This window comes from Agrobacterium sp. 22094, assembly GCF_052046015.1.
Lineage (GTDB): Bacteria > Pseudomonadota > Alphaproteobacteria > Rhizobiales > Rhizobiaceae > Agrobacterium > Agrobacterium cavarae.
In genome coordinates, this window is record NZ_JBQEPX010000004.1 from 138,786 (window position 1) to 158,553 (window position 19,768).

General features: G+C 59.9%; 17 protein-coding genes. 4 read left to right on the forward strand and 13 right to left on the reverse strand.

Annotated features, from left to right (window positions below; genetic code table 11):
- Positions 1–5: 5 nt before the first annotated feature.
- The 10 genes from ACTJK5_RS17715 to ACTJK5_RS17760 form a co-directional block, all read right to left on the reverse strand.
- Entirely contained in the window at positions 6–917 is a 912-nt protein-coding gene (locus ACTJK5_RS17715; protein ID WP_113179023.1) for an ABC transporter permease, read from the reverse strand.
- Positions 914–1,999 (reverse strand): ABC transporter permease, encoded by a 1,086-nt coding sequence (locus ACTJK5_RS17720; RefSeq protein ID WP_440612920.1) that lies wholly within the window; start codon positions 1,997–1,999, stop codon positions 914–916. The genes ACTJK5_RS17715 and ACTJK5_RS17720 overlap by 4 nt, the downstream gene beginning before the upstream one ends.
- The gene (locus ACTJK5_RS17725) at positions 1,996–3,582 is read right to left on the reverse strand and encodes an ABC transporter ATP-binding protein (RefSeq protein WP_112520356.1); all 1,587 of its coding nucleotides are present in this window, start codon (positions 3,580–3,582) and stop codon (positions 1,996–1,998) included. The genes ACTJK5_RS17720 and ACTJK5_RS17725 overlap by 4 nt, the downstream gene beginning before the upstream one ends.
- 6 nt (positions 3,583–3,588) lie before the next feature.
- Entirely contained in the window at positions 3,589–4,686 is a 1,098-nt protein-coding gene (locus ACTJK5_RS17730) for a BMP family ABC transporter substrate-binding protein (protein WP_440612995.1), read from the reverse strand.
- 31 nt (positions 4,687–4,717) lie between these two features.
- Positions 4,718–6,097 (reverse strand): amidohydrolase, encoded by a 1,380-nt coding sequence (locus ACTJK5_RS17735; RefSeq protein ID WP_112520355.1) that lies wholly within the window; start codon positions 6,095–6,097, stop codon positions 4,718–4,720.
- A 5-nt stretch (positions 6,098–6,102) separates the two neighbouring features.
- Positions 6,103–6,777 carry a glutathione S-transferase family protein gene (locus tag ACTJK5_RS17740; protein ID WP_112520354.1) on the reverse strand — a complete coding sequence of 225 codons (675 nt, stop codon included), beginning with the start codon at positions 6,775–6,777 and terminating at the stop codon, positions 6,103–6,105.
- Entirely contained in the window at positions 6,774–7,619 is an 846-nt protein-coding gene (locus ACTJK5_RS17745) for an aromatic ring-hydroxylating oxygenase subunit alpha (protein WP_062597941.1), read from the reverse strand. Before ACTJK5_RS17745 ends, ACTJK5_RS17740 begins: the two co-directional genes overlap by 4 nt.
- The gene (locus tag ACTJK5_RS17750) at positions 7,616–8,269 is read right to left on the reverse strand and encodes a Rieske (2Fe-2S) protein (protein ID WP_112520353.1); all 654 of its coding nucleotides are present in this window, start codon (positions 8,267–8,269) and stop codon (positions 7,616–7,618) included. Before ACTJK5_RS17750 ends, ACTJK5_RS17745 begins: the two co-directional genes overlap by 4 nt.
- Positions 8,270–8,444: 175 nt before the next feature.
- A complete protein-coding gene (locus tag ACTJK5_RS17755; RefSeq protein ID WP_440612921.1) occupies positions 8,445–8,753 on the reverse strand; it encodes an acylphosphatase in 309 nt (102 codons plus the stop codon).
- 123 nt (positions 8,754–8,876) lie between these two features.
- On the reverse strand, positions 8,877–10,397 hold the full coding sequence (locus tag ACTJK5_RS17760) for an MFS transporter (protein ID WP_112520352.1): 1,521 nt from the start codon (positions 10,395–10,397) through the stop codon (positions 8,877–8,879).
- Positions 10,398–10,534: 137 nt separating this feature from the next.
- Between ACTJK5_RS17760 and ACTJK5_RS17765 the strand changes: the two genes are divergently transcribed.
- Positions 10,535–11,476: a LysR family transcriptional regulator gene (locus tag ACTJK5_RS17765; RefSeq protein WP_112520351.1), complete on the forward strand. Its 942-nt coding sequence runs from the start codon at positions 10,535–10,537 to the stop codon at positions 11,474–11,476.
- Between the two features lie 68 nt (positions 11,477–11,544).
- Here ACTJK5_RS17765 and ACTJK5_RS17770 read toward each other — a convergent pair whose 3' ends face one another.
- Positions 11,545–13,821: an FdhF/YdeP family oxidoreductase gene (locus ACTJK5_RS17770; RefSeq protein ID WP_440612922.1), complete on the reverse strand. Its 2,277-nt coding sequence runs from the start codon at positions 13,819–13,821 to the stop codon at positions 11,545–11,547.
- Between the two features lie 71 nt (positions 13,822–13,892).
- Entirely contained in the window at positions 13,893–14,924 is a 1,032-nt protein-coding gene (locus ACTJK5_RS17775) for a catalase family protein (RefSeq protein WP_113179120.1), read from the reverse strand.
- Positions 14,925–15,180: 256 nt separating this feature from the next.
- Here ACTJK5_RS17775 and recQ point away from each other — a divergent pair, with 256 nt between their 5' ends.
- Both recQ and ACTJK5_RS17785 read left to right on the forward strand, forming a co-directional pair.
- On the forward strand, positions 15,181–17,040 hold the full coding sequence (recQ, locus tag ACTJK5_RS17780) for a DNA helicase RecQ (protein ID WP_113179012.1): 1,860 nt from the start codon (positions 15,181–15,183) through the stop codon (positions 17,038–17,040).
- 124 nt (positions 17,041–17,164) lie between these two features.
- Positions 17,165–17,887, forward strand: a complete 723-nt coding sequence (locus tag ACTJK5_RS17785; RefSeq protein ID WP_062426970.1) for a L,D-transpeptidase — start codon at positions 17,165–17,167, stop codon at positions 17,885–17,887.
- A 7-nt stretch (positions 17,888–17,894) separates the two neighbouring features.
- On the opposite strand, the gene ACTJK5_RS17790 is transcribed toward ACTJK5_RS17785, so the two are convergent.
- The gene (locus tag ACTJK5_RS17790; protein ID WP_112359769.1) at positions 17,895–18,512 is read right to left on the reverse strand and encodes a hypothetical protein; all 618 of its coding nucleotides are present in this window, start codon (positions 18,510–18,512) and stop codon (positions 17,895–17,897) included.
- A 60-nt stretch (positions 18,513–18,572) separates the two neighbouring features.
- Between ACTJK5_RS17790 and ACTJK5_RS17795 the strand changes: the two genes are divergently transcribed.
- A complete protein-coding gene (locus ACTJK5_RS17795; RefSeq protein ID WP_112359768.1) occupies positions 18,573–19,397 on the forward strand; it encodes an AprI/Inh family metalloprotease inhibitor in 825 nt (274 codons plus the stop codon).
- Positions 19,398–19,768 lie beyond the last annotated feature (371 nt).

Here is a 19,768-nt window from a genome sequence, read left to right on the forward strand (position 1 = left end):
TCAGACTATCGCTCGAAAGGCTCCCCAAGCGAGGCAACACCGTTCAGCTTCAACAACCGCTTGTTGGCGGAAATGATGCCGAGCACGATGATGGTGACGAGATAGGGCAGGCTGGAGAGGAACTGCGACGGCAGTTCCACACCGGTTGCCTGTGCCGCAAGGCTCATCAGCGACACTGCGCCGAACAGGCATGCTCCGAGGAAGATGCGTCCCGTCAGCCATGTGCCGAAGACAACGAGCGCGATCGCGATCCAGCCACGTCCGGCAATCATGCCATCCGCCCAAAGCGGCGTATAGACCACAGAGGCATAGGCGCCGGCGAAGCCTGCCAGAAGACCGCCGAAAGCGATCGCCGCGACACGCACGCCAATGATCGAATAGCCGATCGCATGTGCCGCTTTCGGATTTTCCCCAACCGCGCGGATCACCAGTCCTGTCTTGCTGAAGGCAAATCCCGCCCAGATGGCAAGTGTCAGGAGAAGCGACAGCCAGACGACGACATCCTGAACGAAAAGGCCGCCAATGACGGGAAGATCGGAGAGGCCGGGAATGGCAAGTTTCGGCAGTCCCCTGACCGTCAGGCTTTCATAGGTCTTGCCAAAGAGCGCCGAGAGGCCCTGGCCCAGAATGCCGATGGCAAGGCCGGTTGCGACCTGGTTGGCGCGGAAGCCAAGCGCAACCAGTGCGAAGATGAGGGATAGCACCACGCTGGCAAAGCCCGCCGCCATGAAAGCCAGCATGTGACCGCCGCCGTGATAGACGACGATAAAGGCGATGACGGCGCCAAGTGCCATCAACCCCTCGACACCCAAATTGAGGACGCCTGCGCGTTCGACAACGAGTTCGCCCAGCGCCGCCAGCAGAAAGGGCGTCGCCGCCGCCAGCATGCCGGAGAGGATAAAATCGACCGCGTTCATGCCGGTTTCCGATCTGCAGTTTTCGGCCATTCGAGGCGGTAGCGGACGAAGGCGACCGCGATGAGATAGGTGACGAGCAGGCTTCCCTGAAAGACGCGCACTGCGGCAATAGGCAGTTCGGCGGAGACCATGGCGTTGTCACCGCCAATATAGATCACCGCCATGACGAGCGACGACAGGATGATGCCGATCGGATGCAGTCCGCCGAGATAGGCGACGATGATGGCCGCATAGCCGTAGCCGGTGGAAATCGAGCGTTGCAACTGGCCGATCGGGCCCGCCACTTCTGCCGCTCCCGCAAGACCCGCTGCAAAGCCGCCAATCAGGAGCGAGAGCCAGATGGCGCGGCCCTGACTGAAGCCTGCATAGTCGGCCGCGCGCGGGGCAAGGCCGCCGACCTGCAGCTTGTAGCCCAGAAAGCTCTTCTGCATGAAGACATAAGCGGCCAGCGAAAAGAGGATGGTGAGCGGAAACGACCAGTTGACGCGCGTGCCCTCGATCAGGGTCGGGACCATGGCGTCGTATTGAAACATCACCGATTGCGGGAAGTTGAAGCCGTTTGGATCCTTCCAGGGGCCAAGCAGCAGATAGTTGAGTACCTGTGCGGCAACCAGGCTCAGCATCAAGGACACGAGAATTTCGTTGGCGTTGAGCCGCACCCGCCAGAAAGCGGTAACCGCGGCCCAGAGCGCGCCGCCGATGGCGCCGCAGAGAAGCATGGCTGGCCAGATCCAGCCGCCGGTTGCTTCCGGGTAATAGATTGGGATTGCGGAGGCGAAGATTGCGCCGAGAATGAACTGTCCTTCGGCGCCGATATTGAATACCTTGGCGCGAAAGCCGATGGCAAGCCCCTGCGCGATCACGAGCAGCGGTCCCATTTTCAAAAGCACTTCGGAGAAGGCTGCCCAGGAGAGGAACGGCTCCAGCAGCATGGCATGGAACACGGCACCAGGGCTTTTACCCATGACGGCGTAAAGCGCGAGATTGATGAGCGTGGCAATCGCGAGCGCCGCAAGCGGCGCCAGTATGGTCGCCTTCAGCGAGGCACGTTCGCGCCGAACGAAATGAGGGAAGGCGCTCATGCGGACAGCTTTCCAGCAGCGGGGTTTTCGGAAGGAGTGGCAGCGTCGGCGCCAATCATAAAGCGGCCGACATCTTCGATACGCGTTTCGGACGTCACGAGGGACGGGCTGAGCGTACCGGCATTCAGCACCTGAATGCGGTCGCAGATTTCGAAGAGCTCTTCGATTTCCTCGGAGATAACGAGGATCGCCATGCCGGCATTGCGCAACGCGATCAGTCTTTGCCGGATCGCCATGGCGGCGCCGATATCCACGCCCCACGTCGGCTGAGCGACGAAAAGGAGCTTCGGCCCCAGCATGATCTCCCGGCCCACGATAAATTTCTGCAGATTGCCGCCTGAAAGCGCGCCGGCCTCTGCGTCTGGTCCAGGTGTCCGCACATCGAAATCGCGAATGCAGGTCTCGGCGAACGTCTTGGCACCGGTGTGGTCGATCAGACCGTGCTTCAGCAGGCCGAGCGGATGGGCGGTCAGGAGACCGTTCAAGGTGAGCGAAAGCTCTGGCACCGCACCACGGCCGAGGCGGTCTTCCGGCACGAAGGCAAAGCCGAGCCTGCGACGGGCAGCGGCATCGAGGCCACCGACATCCTCGCCCATCATGAAGATGCGGTCCTTCGCTTCACGGCCAAGACGCGTTTCGCCCGAAATGATAGACGAGAGTTCCGCTTGTCCGTTCCCAGAAATGCCGGCAAGCCCGAGAATTTCTCCTGCCTTCACCTCCAGCGTGACGCGCTTTAGCGGCACAGCAAAGGGATCGTCCGGCTCGTAGTCGAGGCCGATCAGTTCGAGGCGCTTTTCGCCGGTCGCCACGACCGTCGGAGCCTTGATCTCCGGCATGTCGCGCCCGATCATCATACGGGCAAGATCATGGGCATCGTGCTCACGCGGATCCACGTGGCCGGTCACTTTTCCGCCGCGCAAGATGGTGGCGCGGTCGCAGATCGCCCGAATTTCTTCAAGCTTGTGGGAAATGAAGAGGATGGAGACGCCGCGATCTCGCAGGCGCTTCAACGTCTCGAAAAGCTTCTCGACCGATTGCGGCGGCAGCACCGAGGTCGGTTCGTCGAGGATGATGAGCTTGGGGTCGGTCATCAGGCAGCGGATGATCTCGACCCGCTGTCGCTCGCCGACCGAGAGCGCATGCACATGGGCCAGCGGATCGACCTCCAGGCCGAAGTCGCGTCCCAATGAGCGCACCCGCTCGACGAGATCGCTCTTCTTTCCTGGCACGACGAGCGAGATGTTCTCGACCACCGTCAGCGTCTCAAAGAGGGAGAAATGCTGAAAGACCATGCCGATGCCCTGGCGGCGGGCCTCGGCGGGCGAAGCAAGCCGGATCGGCTCGCCTCGCCATGTCACAGTGCCCTCATCCGGCGTTTCCACACCATAGATCAGCTTCATCAGCGTGGATTTGCCCGCGCCGTTTTCGCCGAGAATGGCGTGGATCGAATGGTCCGCCACGTCCAGATCGATCGCCTGATTGGCGCGGATCTGGCCGTAGCTTTTCGACAGGCCACGCAGCGAAAGCAGGGGTGCCTTTGCCCGTTCACTGTCTGCCGATGCGGGCAGGGTCGTCTCAGCCATGAGCGATCACTTCGGCAGAGGCGTGGTGACGCCCTTGACGTGCCAATCCATGGCCATGATCTCCTTATCCGTCAGCGTCTTGCCGGCTGCGACGCCTTCCGAGCCATCCGCCTTGGTGATGGGGCCGGTAAAGGGCGAGAAGCTGCCATCGGCAATCTTCGCTTCGGTCTCGTTGATTTTCGTCATGGTGTCGGCCGGAACGCTGGGGTTCCAGTCCACGACCTTGACCACTTTGGCCGACATGCCGAGGAAGGCATTCGCGCCCTTGAACGTGCCGTCCATGTGCGCCTTAACCTGCGCCAGAAAGTAGGGGGACCAGTCGGTCGCAACGCAACCGAGATAGGTCTTCTGCGCGTAGCTCTTCATCGAGGAATTGAGGTTGAAGGCGTAGACGCCGGCTTCCTCGCAGGCGGAGATGACGGATGGTGTGTCCTGCGCGTTGGAGAAGATCACATCGCAACCTTGCGACATCAGCGCCTTGGCGGCTTCCTGTTCCTTTGCTGGATCGAACCAGGAGTTCACCCAGACAACGGAAACTTCGATATCTGGTTTGACGGCCTGGGCACCCAGCGTAAACGCATTGATGGAGGTGATGAGTTCGGGGATGGCAAAGGCCGAGACCGAGCCGAGCTTGCCGGATTTCGTCAGCGCGGCAGCCGCCATGCCCATCAGATAGGTGCCTTGGAAATACTTGGCGGCGAAGGGCGAGAAGTTCGGTGCGACCTGAAAGCCCGACGCGTGCAACACGCTGACGTCCTTGTTGCGACGGGCGATCTGCAGCGCACCGTTCTGATAGCCGAAGGAGCCGGCAATCAGGAACTTGTTTCCATCGGCAACGGTCTTGGTCATGATACGGTCGGCATCGGGACCTTCGGGAATGTTTTCCAGAATGGTGACTTTCACCTTGTCGCCATAGGCCGCTTTGACCGGCTCAAGACCGGCGGCGAGCGCATGGCCCCAGCCCACGTCGCCAATGGGCGAGGGCACGACAAGTGCGATGCCGAGCGGCTTATCCGCTGCAAGTGTGGCACGCGCGCCAACGGCGCTGGCAAGACCTGTGAGTGCGACGCCCTTCAGCAGCGTGCGGCGATTGAGTGCGTTGATCATGATGGTTCCCCTTGTCGGTTGTGTTGTTTCAGAAATTAATGGTGGCAAGCGCCGCTTCTGCGTCGGCAAAAAGTTTTCCTTCATCCAGACCGCTAAATTCGCCCTTTGCCCACACCACACGGCCATCGATCATGGTCATATCCGTCGGCGCGCCGATGCCGACCTTGGCGATCAGGCTCAAGGGATCATGTCGGGTGCCGACATAATCCATGCGGCGGGTATCGATGGCAAAAAGATCGGCGGCCATGCCCGGTGCAAGCCGACCGATGTCGGTGCGGCCGAGAAGCTGCGCCCCGCCTGTGGTCGCATAGCCGAGGAAGTCTGCTGGTGCTGGCACAGGATGAGCGCGTGTCGAGGCCGCCAGGCATTGCAGCATATAGGCGGAATGGATGCAGTGCATGAGGTTGGAATTATCGTTGGAGGCAGCGCCATCGCAACCGAGACCCACCGGCACGCCGAAGGCGCTCATGGCCGGGATGTCAGTCACTTCCGCGCCGACGAGATAGACCGGCTCGGGGCAATGGGCCACGCCCGTTCCCGACGCCGCCATGGTGCGCAACTCGTCGTGGGTCAGTTCCCAGCAATGGGCGTAGAAGGTGTCCGGTCCGGCAAAACCCATCTCGTGTAGATAATCGACAGTGCGCAGCCCGTGGCGGGCAAGGATCACGTCGCTCTCACCCTCACCGACATGGGTATGGAGCCGGACGCCCTTGTCACGCGCAAGACGAACAGACTCCACGAAGGTCTCGCGATAGCTGTTGACGGGCTGGCAGGGTGCGACCACCACCTGGCGCATGCTGAAGGGCGAGGCCTCATGATAGGTCTCGATCAACCGGGCGCAGTCGGCGATGAATTCGTCCGTCGTCTCGCGCATCTCGTCGGGTATGGTCGACCCTTCCGACTTGGGCAGCGAGTTGCCGCCGCGACCGGCGTGGAAGCGCATGCCAAACAAATCGGCGGCCTCGAATTGCCGGTCGATCAGCCTCTTACCGGCATGACGAGGAAAATTATACTGATGATCGAAGGCAGTGGTGCAGCCGTGCTTGATCATCTCGGCCATGGCGGTGACGGAGGAGTGATAAAAGCAGTCCTCTGTCAGCCGCGAGAAGATCGGATAGATGCGATCGAGCCACTCGATGACCGAAAGCTTCGTCCAGTCGAGATCGGCGCGGTTGCGCACGAAGCACTGGAAGAAATGGTGATGCGTGTTGACGAGCCCCGGATAAACGAACCAGCCGCTGGCATCGGTGATTTCCGTGCCCTCTGGGATCGGTCCGCTCGCAAGATTCTCGCCGATGGCCTTGATTGCGGGACCGTCCGTCAGGAGATCGACATTGCGGCGTACGGACATGCCGGTGCCGTCATTGACGATCACAGCAGCACAGTTTTTTAAAAGATGTCCGGCCATACGCTTTACGCCTCTGCCGTTTCGGTCAACGCTGGCGTCTCATGCGGGTCCGGCTTCAGCTCATGCAGACGGTGGATGCCTGGCATCTCGATAAAGCCTTCCAGCGATCGGATGGCACGCATCCACAGGCGGATGGAGGGGTAGGAATCGAGCGATACCCCGCCATCGGGTGCGAGCGCCACATAGGGGAAGCAGGCGATGTCGGCGACGGTTGCCGTGTTGCCGACGAGTAAAGCCTCTCCTTTCAGCCTTTGCTCGAAGAGGGCGGCTTCCAGTTCCCGAAGCGCAATCACGCCCGAGGCGCGCAAGGTGTCGATATCGCCCGGACGATGCAGCATCTCATGCAAGCGCGCCCCACCAAGGCTGGCCGTCAGCCGGGCTGAGAAGGCGAGCCATTGTTGGATACGGGCGGCTGTGGAAGGCTCGCCGGTACCAAGCCATGCGGGGGCAGCGTTGCCCGCGATATAGACGAGGATCGCAGAGGATTCGGTCAGAACCAGATCGCCATCCACCAGGATCGGGATCGAGCCTGCCGGGTTCAGCGCCAGCAATTCCGGGCCGCGATGTTCCGCGCCCGGATGAAAATCGACGGCGCGCAGCGTCAGTTTGAGGCCGGTGAGTGCTGCCATGAGGCGCGCTTTGTAACAGCTTGGCGAGAGGATGTAGTCGTAAAGGATCATTGGGCTACCAGCTGTGCGCCATAGGTGAAGTCGTGGCGCTTCAGCCAGCGGCGGTAAGCGACGGAGGTGAGGTCCGCGCGGGTGGGAATTTCCATGCCGGGATCGAGCGGCAGGCGGCGCGGGATCTGGTTTTCGAGGATCGAGCGATCCTGCAGGAAGATCATCTGCTGGAAGTGAATGAGATCGGTCATTGGCGTCTCATCGTCGTAAAGCGCCATCCACGGCCACACATCACAGAGTTCTTCCGTCAGCGGCTGGACGAAAAGCGTGATCACGTCCCATTCGCCAGGCTTCGGTGGGCAGGTCTTGTAGAGCACGGAGCAGGTGGGCGCGGGCACGCGGTACATATATTCCGTCGTGATGCCACCGCTGGCCGACTTTGCTGCCTGCGGCTGATAGAATTGCACCTGCGTTGCCCAAACCTCGTCCGCGTCCTCGCGGATTTCGACTTTGTAGTTTTCCACTTCCGTATGGGGTTCGGAGCCAAGAATGTCAGTGTGGACAAAGGGGAAATGGGCAATGTCGAGAAAGTTCTCGACGGCGCGCAGCGGCGAGCAGCGAACGCGGACGACACCGACATCGACCAGACGACGGCCGGGCTGTTCGGCTTCCGGAATATCGAAAAGCGGTTTTTCAGGCACGCCTAGAGAAGACCAGACGTGACCATATCGTTCTGTTACGGGAAGAGCGCGGCCATCGGCCGTCGCGACCTCGGCCTTACCTTCGCCGTTGCGGGAGACACGGATCGTTTCGCCCATCAGCAGCGTCTCTTGCCCGTCGGACAAGAGCCGGCTGATCAAGCCGACAGGATACCATTGGTCGATCATCGCGTCGCGGCTCATGCGGCTTCTCCCCGGTTGGCAGCGGCCTCGGCCTGACGGCGCAGTGTTTCCAATGCGGTCGATGCGGCAATTTTCTGTACTTTCGTCGCGCTGCTGTCGACCAATAGATGAGCAAGCAGCGCGCCATCCTCTCCCGAAGGCGCAGTCAGCAGGCGTGCCTTCATTCCGTCGATCGCCCAATCGATGGCGTCCTCTATAAGGTCGGCGCCGATACAGGCGGCAAGCGTTTCGGCTGTCGCTGACAGCGTGATACTGCGCAGCCCGACGAAGCCCTCATTCGACGGCATGTCGGCCGCGACCTCTTCTGCCGATACCCAAATCACGCCGTCCCGCTCGCCAGCCCGATAGGTCGCGACGCGGATTGCCTCAGGCGGCGTCAGGCTGGGATGGGCCGGAATGGCAAGACAGTTGCCGGATTTTCCGTAACGCCAGCCGTGATAGATACAAGACAAGGCTTCGCCACGAACGAAACCGTGCGAGAGCCGCATGCCGCGATGTGGACAGCGGTCGGCGACCGCAGAGACAGCGCCGCTTTGAGCGCGCCAAATCGCGAGGGATGCAGATGTAAGACGAGCGGGAATGACCGATGCCACCGGCAAATCCGTCGACAACGCGACCGGTATCCAGGCGGGGGCAATATTCTGAGGCATTTCAAAGTTCCGAGTGATTTGAGAGGCTTGGCCCCTGCACAGAGAAGGCGTCAGCGGGCAAAGCCGCGCGACATGTTGGGCACGTTTGCATAAAATTTTCGCACTTGCAACTGTGGCTGATATTTACGCAAACACTCTTTTTGATGCCTATCTCTGCTTTTCCATCACCGGCTGTTTAGACGGTATCGTCTACAGCTTCAGCGCGCTGAATATCCTCCACCCAGACGGTAATGGGTCCCAAGGAGCAGCCCATTTCCATAGCGTCGATCAGCTCTATAGGCCCTGCGAGGAGCAGTTCGATGCGTGCCTGGTCGGCATGGGAGATGCGCTGCTTCAGGCCGAGCTTGGCGGCATGGCGGTCGATCCAGGGCAGAAAGCTTTTCGTGTCCAGGCTGCCGAGAATGGTCATGCGTTCCTTACGAATGGCTGGGCCGTTGTCCCAGGGATTTTCCGGCGCAGGGAACTGATGATGGGATATTGCCATGATGTACTCGACCTGTGGTGCCCTCTAACGGGGTGTCGATGGTGTTCTCCCAAGATAGAAGAAGGCGCGCAAGTGCGAAGTTGCGCGCCGTCATTGGCCGTGGGGCGTTGTCCGGTAGAGGTACTATAACGCCTTTGCCGCGACTGCCTCGTCTTTCGCCTGGTTCAGGGACAGAAAAACGACGATGGCAGTGATGGTGGTGATGGCCGACAACAGGATCAGCACGGACGAGAAAGCCTGGCTATAAAGCGACTGGAGTTGGCTGACCGTGGAGCCGGGCAGTGCGGCAAGCGCGCCTTCGAGATTGCCGATGGCAAGGTTTTGGCCTGCCGTTTGTGCCGAACCTTGGAGACCTGCAGCACTGAGGCGTCCGGCGATCAACAACGAGAGAATGGCGCCGATGACGGCAAGGGCCACTCCTTCCCCGGCAACCCGGACGGTGGAGAAGATGCCCATCGCCATACCCGCACGCTCGCTGGGAACCACGTCAACGGCAAGACCGTCCATCAAACCCCATGGCAGGCTGATCCCCGTGCCGATCATCAACATCGGCAATAGGAGCAGAGCCGCCGGGGTGCCGGATGGCAAGGTGGAAAGCCAGCCCAGGCCGCAGGCTGTCAAGATCAGTCCGGTGCCGCATAAAGTGGCGGGACGCAGCCAGCGTGTTAGCCAACCAGCGACGATCGGCAGTATCAGAAGCGGCGCGGAGAGAGCGATCATCAATCCACCGCCCGCAATGGCTCCCATTCCTTCGATGCCGACGAAGCGCAGCGGCAGCAGAACCAAAAGAACCACAAAACCATAGGCAGGCGCTGCCGCGAGCAGTTGGACACCGACGAAACGGCGATAGCGGAAGAGCGAGAGATCGAGCATTGGCCGCGCTACCGTTCTTTCGATCTGGATGAACAGGACGAGGCAGACCGCAGAGCCAATCAAGGCGCCGACGACCAGGCCGTCGCTCCAGCCGCGTTCGGGAACCAGCAGCATGCCGTAGGTAAACAGGGTGAGCATGGTGGTGAAGCCAAGCGCACCCCGCCAGTCCAATCTTCCCGCAGCGGGGTCGCGGCTCTCTTTCAGGACCCTGTAACCGATCAGGAAGGAAAGCGAGGTGAGGAGCACCACAGCGAGGAAGATACTGCGCCAGCCGAAGCTTTCAATCATCGCACCCGAAACCACCGGACCAAGGGAAAGACCGACGCCGAAGCTTGTACCGAGGACGCTGAAGGCCCGCATGCGGCTTGCTCCATTGAATTCCTGTGCAAGTGCTGCGGCGCCGCCGGCATAGGCGGCCGCGGCCGCAAGACCCTGGCCACCGCGAAGCAGATCGAAGAGCAAGATATCAGGCACCACGGTGAGCGCCAGCGAGAAGAGCGCGAAGCTTGCCGCACCCAACAAGAAGACGCGGCGGCGGCCGAGACTATCGGCCAGTGCGCCTGCCACCATCAGGGTTGAACCGAAGGTCAGCATGAAGGCATTGGTGGCCCACGCGGTTGCCACGGGCGAGGCATCAAGCGCTTGCGCGATCGATGGAAGCGCGACTGCCGTGCCGGTGAAAGTGAGTGGCATGGCTGCGGCTGCCAGGCAGACGGCAAGCAAAGCAAGGTAGGGATGCGTGTGGGGGCGCGCAGAGATACGGGGTTGCATAAACTATCCTCCTGAAAAACAGGCGTCATTGATCACGGGTGAAACCGTCGCCAACCAATATACTTGCGCTCGAATGTGCGATAAGCTCCAATCATATCCGATCAATCAGGAATAAAAGTCTTGAATAGGAGTGTTTGATGGACCGTCTCGCGGGCCTCTCGGCCTTTGTTCGAACTGCCGATCTTGGCAGCTTTGCCGCAGCCGGTCGGGTACTGGGCCTGTCGCCCTCAGCCGTCGGGAAGGCTGTGAGTAAGCTGGAAGCTCAACTCCAGGTACGGCTTTTCCAAAGGACCACCCGCAGTCTTCGGCTGACGGAGGAGGGACGGACCTTTCACGAACGATGTCGGCATATTCTCGACGACCTCGACGATGCGCATGAAAGCCTGATGCGCACCCGCGAAGCGCCGCGCGGCGTCATCCGTATGTCCTGCCCGATCATCGCCTATCATCTGCTGTTGCCGGTGATCCCCGACTTCATGGCCCTCTATCCCGACATCACGCTCGATCTCGATTTCAATGACCGCATCGTTGACTTGATCGAGGAAGGGGTGGATGTCGCTATTCGCAGCGGCCAGTTGCCGGACAGCCGGTTGATGGTGCGCGCACTCCGGCCTTTCCGCCTGTTGCTGGCGGCGACGCCTGCCTATCTTGCCCGCCACGGCACACCTGGCTGTCCGCGTGATCTTGCCGATCATGCCAGCATCGGCTTCCGCTACCCCAATAGCGGCAAGATACAGCCGTGGCCGCTGCGCCGGCCAGAAGGTGAACCGGAACCGAGGCTTCGCTACGTGCTGACCTGCAACAATATGGAAGCATTGCGTGGCGCAGTGATGCGCGATTTGGGGATCGGCTGCATGCCGGATTTTCTGGCGGAGGGTCCGTTCCGTTCCGGCGATCTCGTTCCCCTGCTTCTCGATCATCTCGACGCGCCCGGTCAGTTCAACCTGCTCTGGCCATCCAGTCGGCATTTGTCGCCGAAGGTGCGCGTTCTCGTCGATTTTCTTGCCGAACGCCTGTTCATGTCAGAGCCTTGCCTCTCCTATGGCAAAACCCCACAGTTCGCTGGCCGGACATCATAAAGCCCGGGCCGGCCAACGCCATATCTTCGATTTCGCGGCTTATTAAGACCCAGTGCACTTCACAGGTCTCAAGCCTCGATGCGAACGGGTACGGCCTTCGAAGCTGGCGTTTTCGACAGTTCGTCGTGATGGTCGATGGCAATGAGAACGTTGGCTTCCGGGTAATAGGCGCCGATCGTTCCCCGCGGGAGATTGTGTTCCCTGACCTTCAGTCCAGCGAGTTCACGTCGCACGCCGTCGTTGAAGTCGCTGACGAGCTTAACCTCCTGGCCTTCCGAAAGACCAGCCGAGTGGATGTCCTCACGGCACATCAACAGCACGTCGCGCGTTCCTTCGATGCCGCGGAAGCGGTCCGAATAGCCGTAGATCGTCGTGTTGAACTGGTCGTTGGAGCGCATGGTGATCAGGCGGAAGCGGCCTTCCGCATCATCGAACGAAAGAGCATTGAGCTGCTTCGGCGTGGTGAAGACCGCTTTCTTTTCCTCCGTCTTCCAGACCCGGTTATGGGCCGAATTGCCACGATAAAAGCCGCTCGGTTCGAACATACGATCGTTGTAAGCCCTGAACTGATCTGGATACGTGGCCTCGATGAGGTCTCGGACGAGGCTGTAGTCGGCGGTCCATTCGTCCCATTTTAGTTTCGGGTTGGACGCGACAGCCGCCTTGGCGATGCTCGTCACAATCGCCAGTTCGCTTTTCAGATGCTTCGATGCTGGCGTGCGTTTACCGACGGAGCCCGAGATATGCGAGAAGCTATCTTCGGTCGTCACCGATTGCGGACCGGATGCCTGCTCGTCTCGTTCCAGTCGCGAGAGGCAGGGCAGAATGTAAGCTTTCTTTCCCGGAAAGAGATGGCTTCGGTTCAGCTTGGTGGAAACGACGACTGTGAGATCCTGGCTCGCCCATGCCTCTTCCATGGCCTTCTGATCTGGAACAGCGCGCACAAGGTTGCCGCCAAGCGAGATCGTCGCTTTGATCTGGCCCGACATCATGCCTTTGACGGCGTCGACAATGGTCACCCCATCTTTCGTCGGCGGATCGAAGTCGAAGAGGGCCTTCAGCTTGTCCATCGGGATCAGCTTTGCCTTTTCAGCAATGCCCACGGTGCGCTGGCCCTGCACATTGGAGTGACCGCGTACAGGACAGCATCCGGCTCCCTCGCGACCGATATTGCCGCGCAGCAGCAGCAGGTTCACCACCATTGAAACGTTGAGCGCCCCTTGCGAATGCTGGGTCAGGCCCATGCCATAGACACCGATGACGCGTTCCGCCTGGATGTAGAGTTCGCCCGCGCGGCGGATTGCCGTTTCGCTCAGGCCGCTTTCTTTCTCGATGACCGACCAGTCGGTGCTGCGCACGAGATCGATGAAACTTTCCAGGCCGATCGTGTGCTCTTCGATAAATGCAATATCGAGGACCCTCGCTGCCCCCGTGCTGACGGCCGCATCATCCGCTTCGACGACCACCTTGCAGAGGCCGAGGATGGCGGCGATGTCACCTCCGGCCTTCACCTGAAGATATTCATCCGAGATCTGCGTTTCACGTCCCGTCAGCATGTCGACCGGGCTTTGGGGATTGACGAAGGAGACGAGCCCTTGCTCGACCACGGGATTGAAGGTGACAATCTTTGCGCCGCGCTTTTTCGCCTCCTGCAGAGGATGAAGAAAGCGGGGGCTGTTCGACCCGGGGTTTTGGCCGAAGAAGAAGAAAGCATCGGCTTTCTCGAGGTCTTCCCAGACGACGGTGCCGACAGGCGAGCCGATTACCTTCTGCAGGCCAACTGACGTCGTCTCATGACACATGTTCGAGCTTTGGGGCAGGTTATTGTTGCCGTAGGTTCTGGCAAGCAACGCGTAGAGATAGGAAGCCTCCAGGCCCGCATGTCCGGAGGAATAAAAGACGACACTCTCGCGTGGAAGGGACTTCAGGGTTTGGCCGATATCGTCGAAAGCCTGATCCCACGAGACTTCGACGTAGCGATCGCTGGCTTCGTCATAACGAAGTGGATGCGTCAGCCGACCCGTCTGTTCGAGATCGTAGTCTTTCCAGCCGCGAAGTGATTGGACCGTGTGATCGGACCAGAAACCCGGCGTGCATCGCGCGCTGGTCAGGTCGGAGATTGTTGCCTTCGCGCCGTTCTCGCAGAATTCGAAGGGATGATAGTTGGCCGGTTTTGGCCAGGCACAGGAGACGCACATCACGCCCCCGGGCTTGTTTTGCCGTGCCAATTCCTCGAGCACCATGGGCGAGGGTTTGTCGTCACCCAGAATTCGCGCAATCGATTTTACCGATCCCCAACCGCCAGAGGGACCTTCAGATTCAGGGTTCGGGATGGTGTCGGTCATGATGTCTTCCATTCAAAAAAGGGGCAAGCGCCCCGCGGGAGCGGAGCGCCTTCAGCAATCATTGGGCGCGCTTATGCGGCAGGCTCATGGAACGGACAGCCGTTAAATTTCGCCCGGAACTCGGCTGAGTGGCGGTAGGTGTCCTTCCGCGCACGGTTGATATTGCCGAGCGGCTGGTGATCGGTAAGACCTGTCCAGATGCTGAACCGCATCTCTTCGTCCACCTTCTGCACCTTCTCATCACTCCAGCTATCCTGTGGATGTGCCGTGATGGTCGCGACGGTGACGAATGGTGCATCGTCTTCTTTCCACTCGACCGTAGGGTCTTCGATTGGCTGTTTTTCGAGATCGCGACAGAGCTGGACCTGAAACTCCCAAACACCATGGGTTTCCTGCATTTCTGCCTGGACCGTTTCGCGAATGGCGTCTTCTCGCACACTGACGTCGATCTCTGTTCCGGTGCGTTTCGTCAGATCGGGCGAAACGGGTTTCAGCCGGAACTTGGCGACATAGTCGCCATAGCGGAAAGGCGTCACGCTAAAGTAGGTTTCGCCCAGCGGATCGACATCGGGTGCGCCACCGAGCGACTGGATGGCGGGACTAGAGACCCCCACCGCTTCAAGACCCTTATTGACGGTCTGAAGCACGCTCGACATCACCACCTTGGTGCCTTCCATCTTGTCGGTCGTCTTGGCAAGCAGCTTGAGGCTGGAGAGAAATTTCTCCGCATTCGGTGCCTGGAAGACTGGACCGTTGACCATGACGAAGTCCTGCGTCGAACCTTCCGCGTCGGGCAAGCGCTGCCCTTGGACATCCAGCACCTTCAACGCCATTCCCCGAGGGAGCGACACGGCATCGGGAAGGATATCGCCTGCATTTGTGGAGAGGCGCATGAAGGCCTTGTGAGTGCCGGGCGTGGCGAAGAGGCCCTGTGCCAGTTCCGGCGGCAGACCGGGTTTTACCACCATCTCCGCTTCGATGATGCCATGCGCTTTCGCGTGGACGGAGCGAACCGCGTGCCCGTAATTCTTGGCCGTGGTTTCGAGGATGGTATCGAACTGTTCGATGAGGCCTGAGATGGTTTCCGGCTCCTTGTCTCTCATGGTTTCCAGATCGGCGGAATAGCGGATGGGCTGGGCTGTCAAAGTTGCGCTCCTAAGCAAAAACGAGAAACGCCGTCCCGTGAACTAAGGTTCCTCAACAACAACTCCGTCATGGAAGCTGTCTGGGTGCGCTGGGCTGCATCGACAATCGCTTGGTCTGCCCGCAATTGCGCGAACTCGCTATCCGATTTCGTACAAAGCTCGCGCTTGTCGGCGCTCTATGGCATAGAGTGCCTTTAGCCTAACGAGCGATTCCATGCCGCAGTCCCACAGTCCTACCAAAAGTCTTTTTGCCGAGAGCGGAAGCGAAACGCCGCTTTCGCTGTTGAAACGCGTCTATGGCTACGCCTCCTTTAGAGGCCGACAGGAAGAGGTTGTCGACCATGTGATGGCGGGTGGCGATGCCGTTGTGCTGTTTCCAACCGGCGCGGGCAAATCGCTGTGTTTCCAGGTTCCAGCGCTTTGCAGGAATGGGCTTGGAATTGTGGTCTCGCCGTTGATCGCGCTGATGCGCGATCAGGTGGAAGCGCTGAAGCAACTCGGGGTTCGCGCCGCGGCGCTCAACTCGTCGCTGTCGCGCGAAGAGTTCATGGATGTGCGCAACGCGGTCCATAGCGGTGAGCTCGATCTACTCTATGTGACACCTGAGCGCATCGTCACGCCAGGCTTCAAGGATCTCGTGGGGCGCACGAAAATCGCGCTGTTTGCGATTGACGAAGCACATTGTGTTTCGCAGTGGGGCCATGATTTCAGGCCTGAATATCGCGAACTTGGCCGTCTGGCAGAAGAGTATCCCGGCGTTCCGCGCATGGCGCTGACGGCGACTGCCGATCCTCATACCCGTGACGACATCATTGAACGGCTGCAACTTCAGTCTGCTGGTGTTTTCACCACCTCCTTCGACCGGCCCAATATCGGCTATGAAATTGTCGAGCGGGATCAACCGAAGCAGCAATTGCTCCGCTTCCTGTCGCGTCACAAAGGATCGAGCGGCATCGTCTATTGCCTTTCCCGCGCCAAGGTGGACGAGACGGCGGAGTGGCTGAACACGCAGGGCATCAGGGCACTTGGCTATCATGCCGGCATGGAGCGGGAGATGCGCGACCGCCATCAGGACGCGTTCCTGAAGGAGGAAGAACTTTGCCTCGTGGCGACGGTCGCCTTCGGCATGGGCATCGACAAGCCGAATGTGCGCTACGTCGCCCATCTGGATTTGCCAGGATCGGTTGAGGCCTATTATCAGGAAACCGGGCGTGCGGGACGCGATGGGCTGCCGTCCGACGTCTGGATGGCCTATGGCATGGCTGACGTCATCCAGCGCGGTCGCATGATCGATGAGGGGAATTCAAGCCCGGAGATCAAGCGTGTCGAGCGCGCCAAGCTCAATGCGCTGCTTGGCATCTGCGAAACGGCCGGCTGCCGCAGGCAGGCGATCCTCAAGCACTTCGGCGAAGCCCATGGTGGAAATTGCGGCAACTGCGATACCTGCCTGAAACCCGTGGAAACCTGGGATGGGACGGATGCCGCGATCAAGGCGATGGCGGCGATCTACCGAACGGGAGAGCGCTTCGGTACCGGCCACCTCGTCGATGTTCTGCTCGGCAACGAGAACGACAAGACAACCCGCTTCGGCCACGTCGATATGCCGGTTTTCGGAGCTGGCAAGGACCTGCCGGCCAAAACCTGGCAATCGGTCTATCGCCAGCTTCTTGCCGCGGGACTGATCAGCGTCGATCATGGCGCCTATGGAGCTCTCAAGCTGGAGCCGGATTCGCGCGCCGTCTTCAAAAAGGAACGCGAGGTACGTTTTCGCAAGGATCGGCCGACGACGGGCAAGGCATCCCGATCGTCCTCGGCAAGTTCAGCAAATGCAAAGTCTGGATTGGAAGGCGCCGATCTCGAGCTCTTTCAGGCGCTACGCGCTGTCCGCATGGACATATCCAAGGATCTCGGCGTGCCACCCTATGTCGTTTTTCCCGACACGACACTGGTTGCGTTTGCGACCGAACGGCCATCCGACGAAGACGAGATGCTGGATATTTCCGGCGTCGGGCCTTCCAAGCTGGAGCGTTTTGGCGACGCCTTTCTTGAGGTCATCAACGCGCATTCGCGATGACCGTGACACTTTTGGCGCAGCCCTCAGTGTATATTAGTTCGATGCCATGGATGTGATCTTCTCCGGCTTGCCATGCGTTTTTCGATGGGCAAGAAGGAGGCGCAATTTCTATGGATTTTCCCACATGACACTTCTTCAGCGCGTATCTCGTCGCAGCTTTATCTTCGGAACGCTTTCGGCAACGGCAGCGCTTGCGGGCTGCCAGACAAACTCCACACCCGCAGTGGTGCCGCAAGCCGCTCGGCGGCCTATCGTGCCGCCGGATGAGGCGGAGTTGCAGCAGCGCTACGCGGCGTTGGAGGATGGCGGACACAGCCTCCCTGCAATTCCCTACCAGCAGATCGATCCGAAATACTACCGTCAGCGCGTGCTAGACCCGACAGGCGAGAAGCCCGGCACGGTGGTCGTCGATACGCCAAACCGCTTCCTCTATGTGGTCGAGCCTGGCGGAACGGCGATGCGCTACGGCGTTGGCCTCGGACGCGACGGCTTTGCCTGGGAAGGTGAGGGGATCGTTCATTGGCGCCAGCCTTGGCCGCGCTGGAAGGTTCCGGCTGAAATGGTTGCTCGTCAACCAAAACTGGCACGCTTCTCCGTCGAGAATGGCGGCATGGATCCGGGGATCAAGAACCCGCTTGGTGCCCGCGCGCTCTATATCTTCAAGGACGGCAAGGACACGCTCTACCGTCTCCATGGTTCGCCGGAGTGGCAGTCGATCGGCAAGGCAACCTCTTCGGGCTGCGTTCGCTTGGTCAATCAGGACGTGATCGATCTTTACCAGCGCGTGCCATACCACGCTCGGATTGTCGTCCATCAAGGCCCGCTCGGCGCCCGCGCCACAGCGTAGCTCCGCGCTATCGAAGAAGGCCATCGCGGTCGAACTCTTCCCAACCGGAGAGTTCGGCCGAACTGCGCTCAGGCGGACGCGCCGACTTTGCCTTTTTCAGCGAACGTGTCAGCTTGGCTTGATGCGCCGCGCGCCGTCTGTTCTCTGCCTTCGCGGCGAGATCATGTTCTCGCCATTCGTCGATGGCGCCATTGTTGAGAAGCTCCTCGACGACCTTCGGCTCGAAGACGTGGAAGGTGATCCGTTTCGCCCGGCCACGCAGTCTTACCGTCCTGATGCCGCCGCTCGGCAGGCGACCATCTTCAAGCCAGCGTCGGCGCTCGGTGGTGGAGATGGTCAGGATATCCTCGATCTCGCGCGGCAGCACCGGCAGGCTTTCCATGGTTTCCAGCAATTTGGAGACCTTGGCGCGTGCCGCCTTGAATTCGTCCTCGTCGTCTTCTGAAACCGCGAGGGTCAAAACCATGCCTGCGATATCCAGATCCCTGCGGACGGTAAAGGGCAATTTGGCACGCAACTCCATCAAGATGCCCTTGGCGCGGACGGACGAGCCGAGCGTTGCCGCGGGCGGCAGCGTCCAGGACTCCTTCAGAAGCGGCACGGTGTTGGATTTCTTTTTCGCCATAGATACTGAAGTGGTGGCGATGGCGGATATGGTCAACACGGGAACATACAATTCATCATCGTGACGAAGCAAATCAGGACGTTATCACCGCCAGCCGTCGTTGCGGGCGAATGGCAGCCCGACGCCACCCCACAAATAGGTCTTGATAAAAAACCGGAAGCGGAGCCCAATAGGGACGAGATCGTATCTGGGGGGTGGATGATGCGAGTAGTTCGGAGCGTGCTGACAAGCTTTGCTATCATGCTGGCATTGAGCGGTGTCGGTCGGGCTCAGGAGGTCAGTGAGGACATTGTGGACGCGACGGTGGGTGACTGGCTGATCGTGTCGGAGGATGGGAGCCTTGGCTGTCACATCACGCTGAAGAAAGACAAGACGATCGGCGGGCGGGCCGTGGCGGAAGGAAAGACGTGCGGCGCACCCTGGCATGATCAGATCGCTGCCTGGGATTTCGCCGGCCCAGGGATCGTCCTGCGCGACGCGACCAGAAAAGAGATCATCGGTTTTGGCGAACGGGAGGTTGGTCCATGGGTAACGGACATCGAGCGGTCGCCCCGTATTTATTTCGTTCCTGAGCCTGGAAAGATGGACCGTGCCGCAACGGAGAAGGACGCTATCGGTAAATGGGTTTTGACCGACAAGAAGGGAAAAGCGCTCTGCCACCTGTCTTTGCTGGATACCGCTTCCACCAGGGGTGACGACACCAAGAGCCTGCAGATCAGTGGCGACTGCGCTGCCAATGTCACAAAGAAAAAAATGGACGGATGGCAGATCGATGAGATCAAGCTCGTGTTCATCGGTGGCGAAGACTACGCTTACTCGCTGATTCCAACAGTCGACGGGTTCGTCACAGATGACGACCGATATCAACTGAAGCGCGATAAATAGGCGTCTCTCGGATGAGGCCTCGACCAGGCTAGCCGGAGTTTATCAGGCGCTCCAGGCCAGCTGAACTCGACGGTAAAAGTCTAAAAGCGCCCGCCACATGTGACATAGCTGCTTAAATCTCTGATCGACACCATCTCGACAGTGGCGGAATCCCGCTGTCCTTTGGCGAGGTTGCCGATCATTAAAGATCGCATTCGCGCACCAGCGAGAAATCCGACCCCGTCAAACTCTATGACCCGTTGTCTCACCCCATCCAACTTCAGCCCAGCGTGCCACTCCCCTCGAGTGGAATTTGACGCTGAACCGCCCGCGTTTCGGAACGTCCTAACTCACCATCAAGAACGTGATTGACAGCAACTCCCTTTCCGATA

Bases quoted from the DNA above. Each gene is read 5' to 3' on its own strand.
- ACTJK5_RS17715 (WP_113179023.1), bottom strand. From the start codon at position 917: ATGAACGCGGTCGATTTTATCCTCTCCGGCATGCTGGCGGCGGCGACG.
- ACTJK5_RS17720 (WP_440612920.1), bottom strand. From the start codon at position 1,999: ATGAGCGCCTTCCCTCATTTCGTTCGGCGCGAACGTGCCTCGCTGAAG.
- ACTJK5_RS17725 (WP_112520356.1), bottom strand. From the start codon at position 3,582: ATGGCTGAGACGACCCTGCCCGCATCGGCAGACAGTGAACGGGCAAAG.
- ACTJK5_RS17735 (WP_112520355.1), bottom strand. From the start codon at position 6,097: ATGGCCGGACATCTTTTAAAAAACTGTGCTGCTGTGATCGTCAATGAC.
- ACTJK5_RS17740 (WP_112520354.1), bottom strand. From the start codon at position 6,777: ATGATCCTTTACGACTACATCCTCTCGCCAAGCTGTTACAAAGCGCGC.
- ACTJK5_RS17745 (WP_062597941.1), bottom strand. From the start codon at position 7,619: ATGAGCCGCGACGCGATGATCGACCAATGGTATCCTGTCGGCTTGATC.
- ACTJK5_RS17750 (WP_112520353.1), bottom strand. From the start codon at position 8,269: ATGCCTCAGAATATTGCCCCCGCCTGGATACCGGTCGCGTTGTCGACG.
- ACTJK5_RS17755 (WP_440612921.1), bottom strand. From the start codon at position 8,753: ATGGCAATATCCCATCATCAGTTCCCTGCGCCGGAAAATCCCTGGGAC.
- ACTJK5_RS17760 (WP_112520352.1), bottom strand. From the start codon at position 10,397: ATGCAACCCCGTATCTCTGCGCGCCCCCACACGCATCCCTACCTTGCT.
- ACTJK5_RS17765 (WP_112520351.1), top strand. From the start codon at position 10,535: ATGGACCGTCTCGCGGGCCTCTCGGCCTTTGTTCGAACTGCCGATCTT.
- ACTJK5_RS17770 (WP_440612922.1), bottom strand. From the start codon at position 13,821: ATGACCGACACCATCCCGAACCCTGAATCTGAAGGTCCCTCTGGCGGT.
- ACTJK5_RS17775 (WP_113179120.1), bottom strand. From the start codon at position 14,924: ATGAGAGACAAGGAGCCGGAAACCATCTCAGGCCTCATCGAACAGTTC.
- recQ (WP_113179012.1), top strand. From the start codon at position 15,181: ATGCCGCAGTCCCACAGTCCTACCAAAAGTCTTTTTGCCGAGAGCGGA.
- ACTJK5_RS17785 (WP_062426970.1), top strand. From the start codon at position 17,165: ATGACACTTCTTCAGCGCGTATCTCGTCGCAGCTTTATCTTCGGAACG.
- ACTJK5_RS17790 (WP_112359769.1), bottom strand. From the start codon at position 18,512: ATGGCGAAAAAGAAATCCAACACCGTGCCGCTTCTGAAGGAGTCCTGG.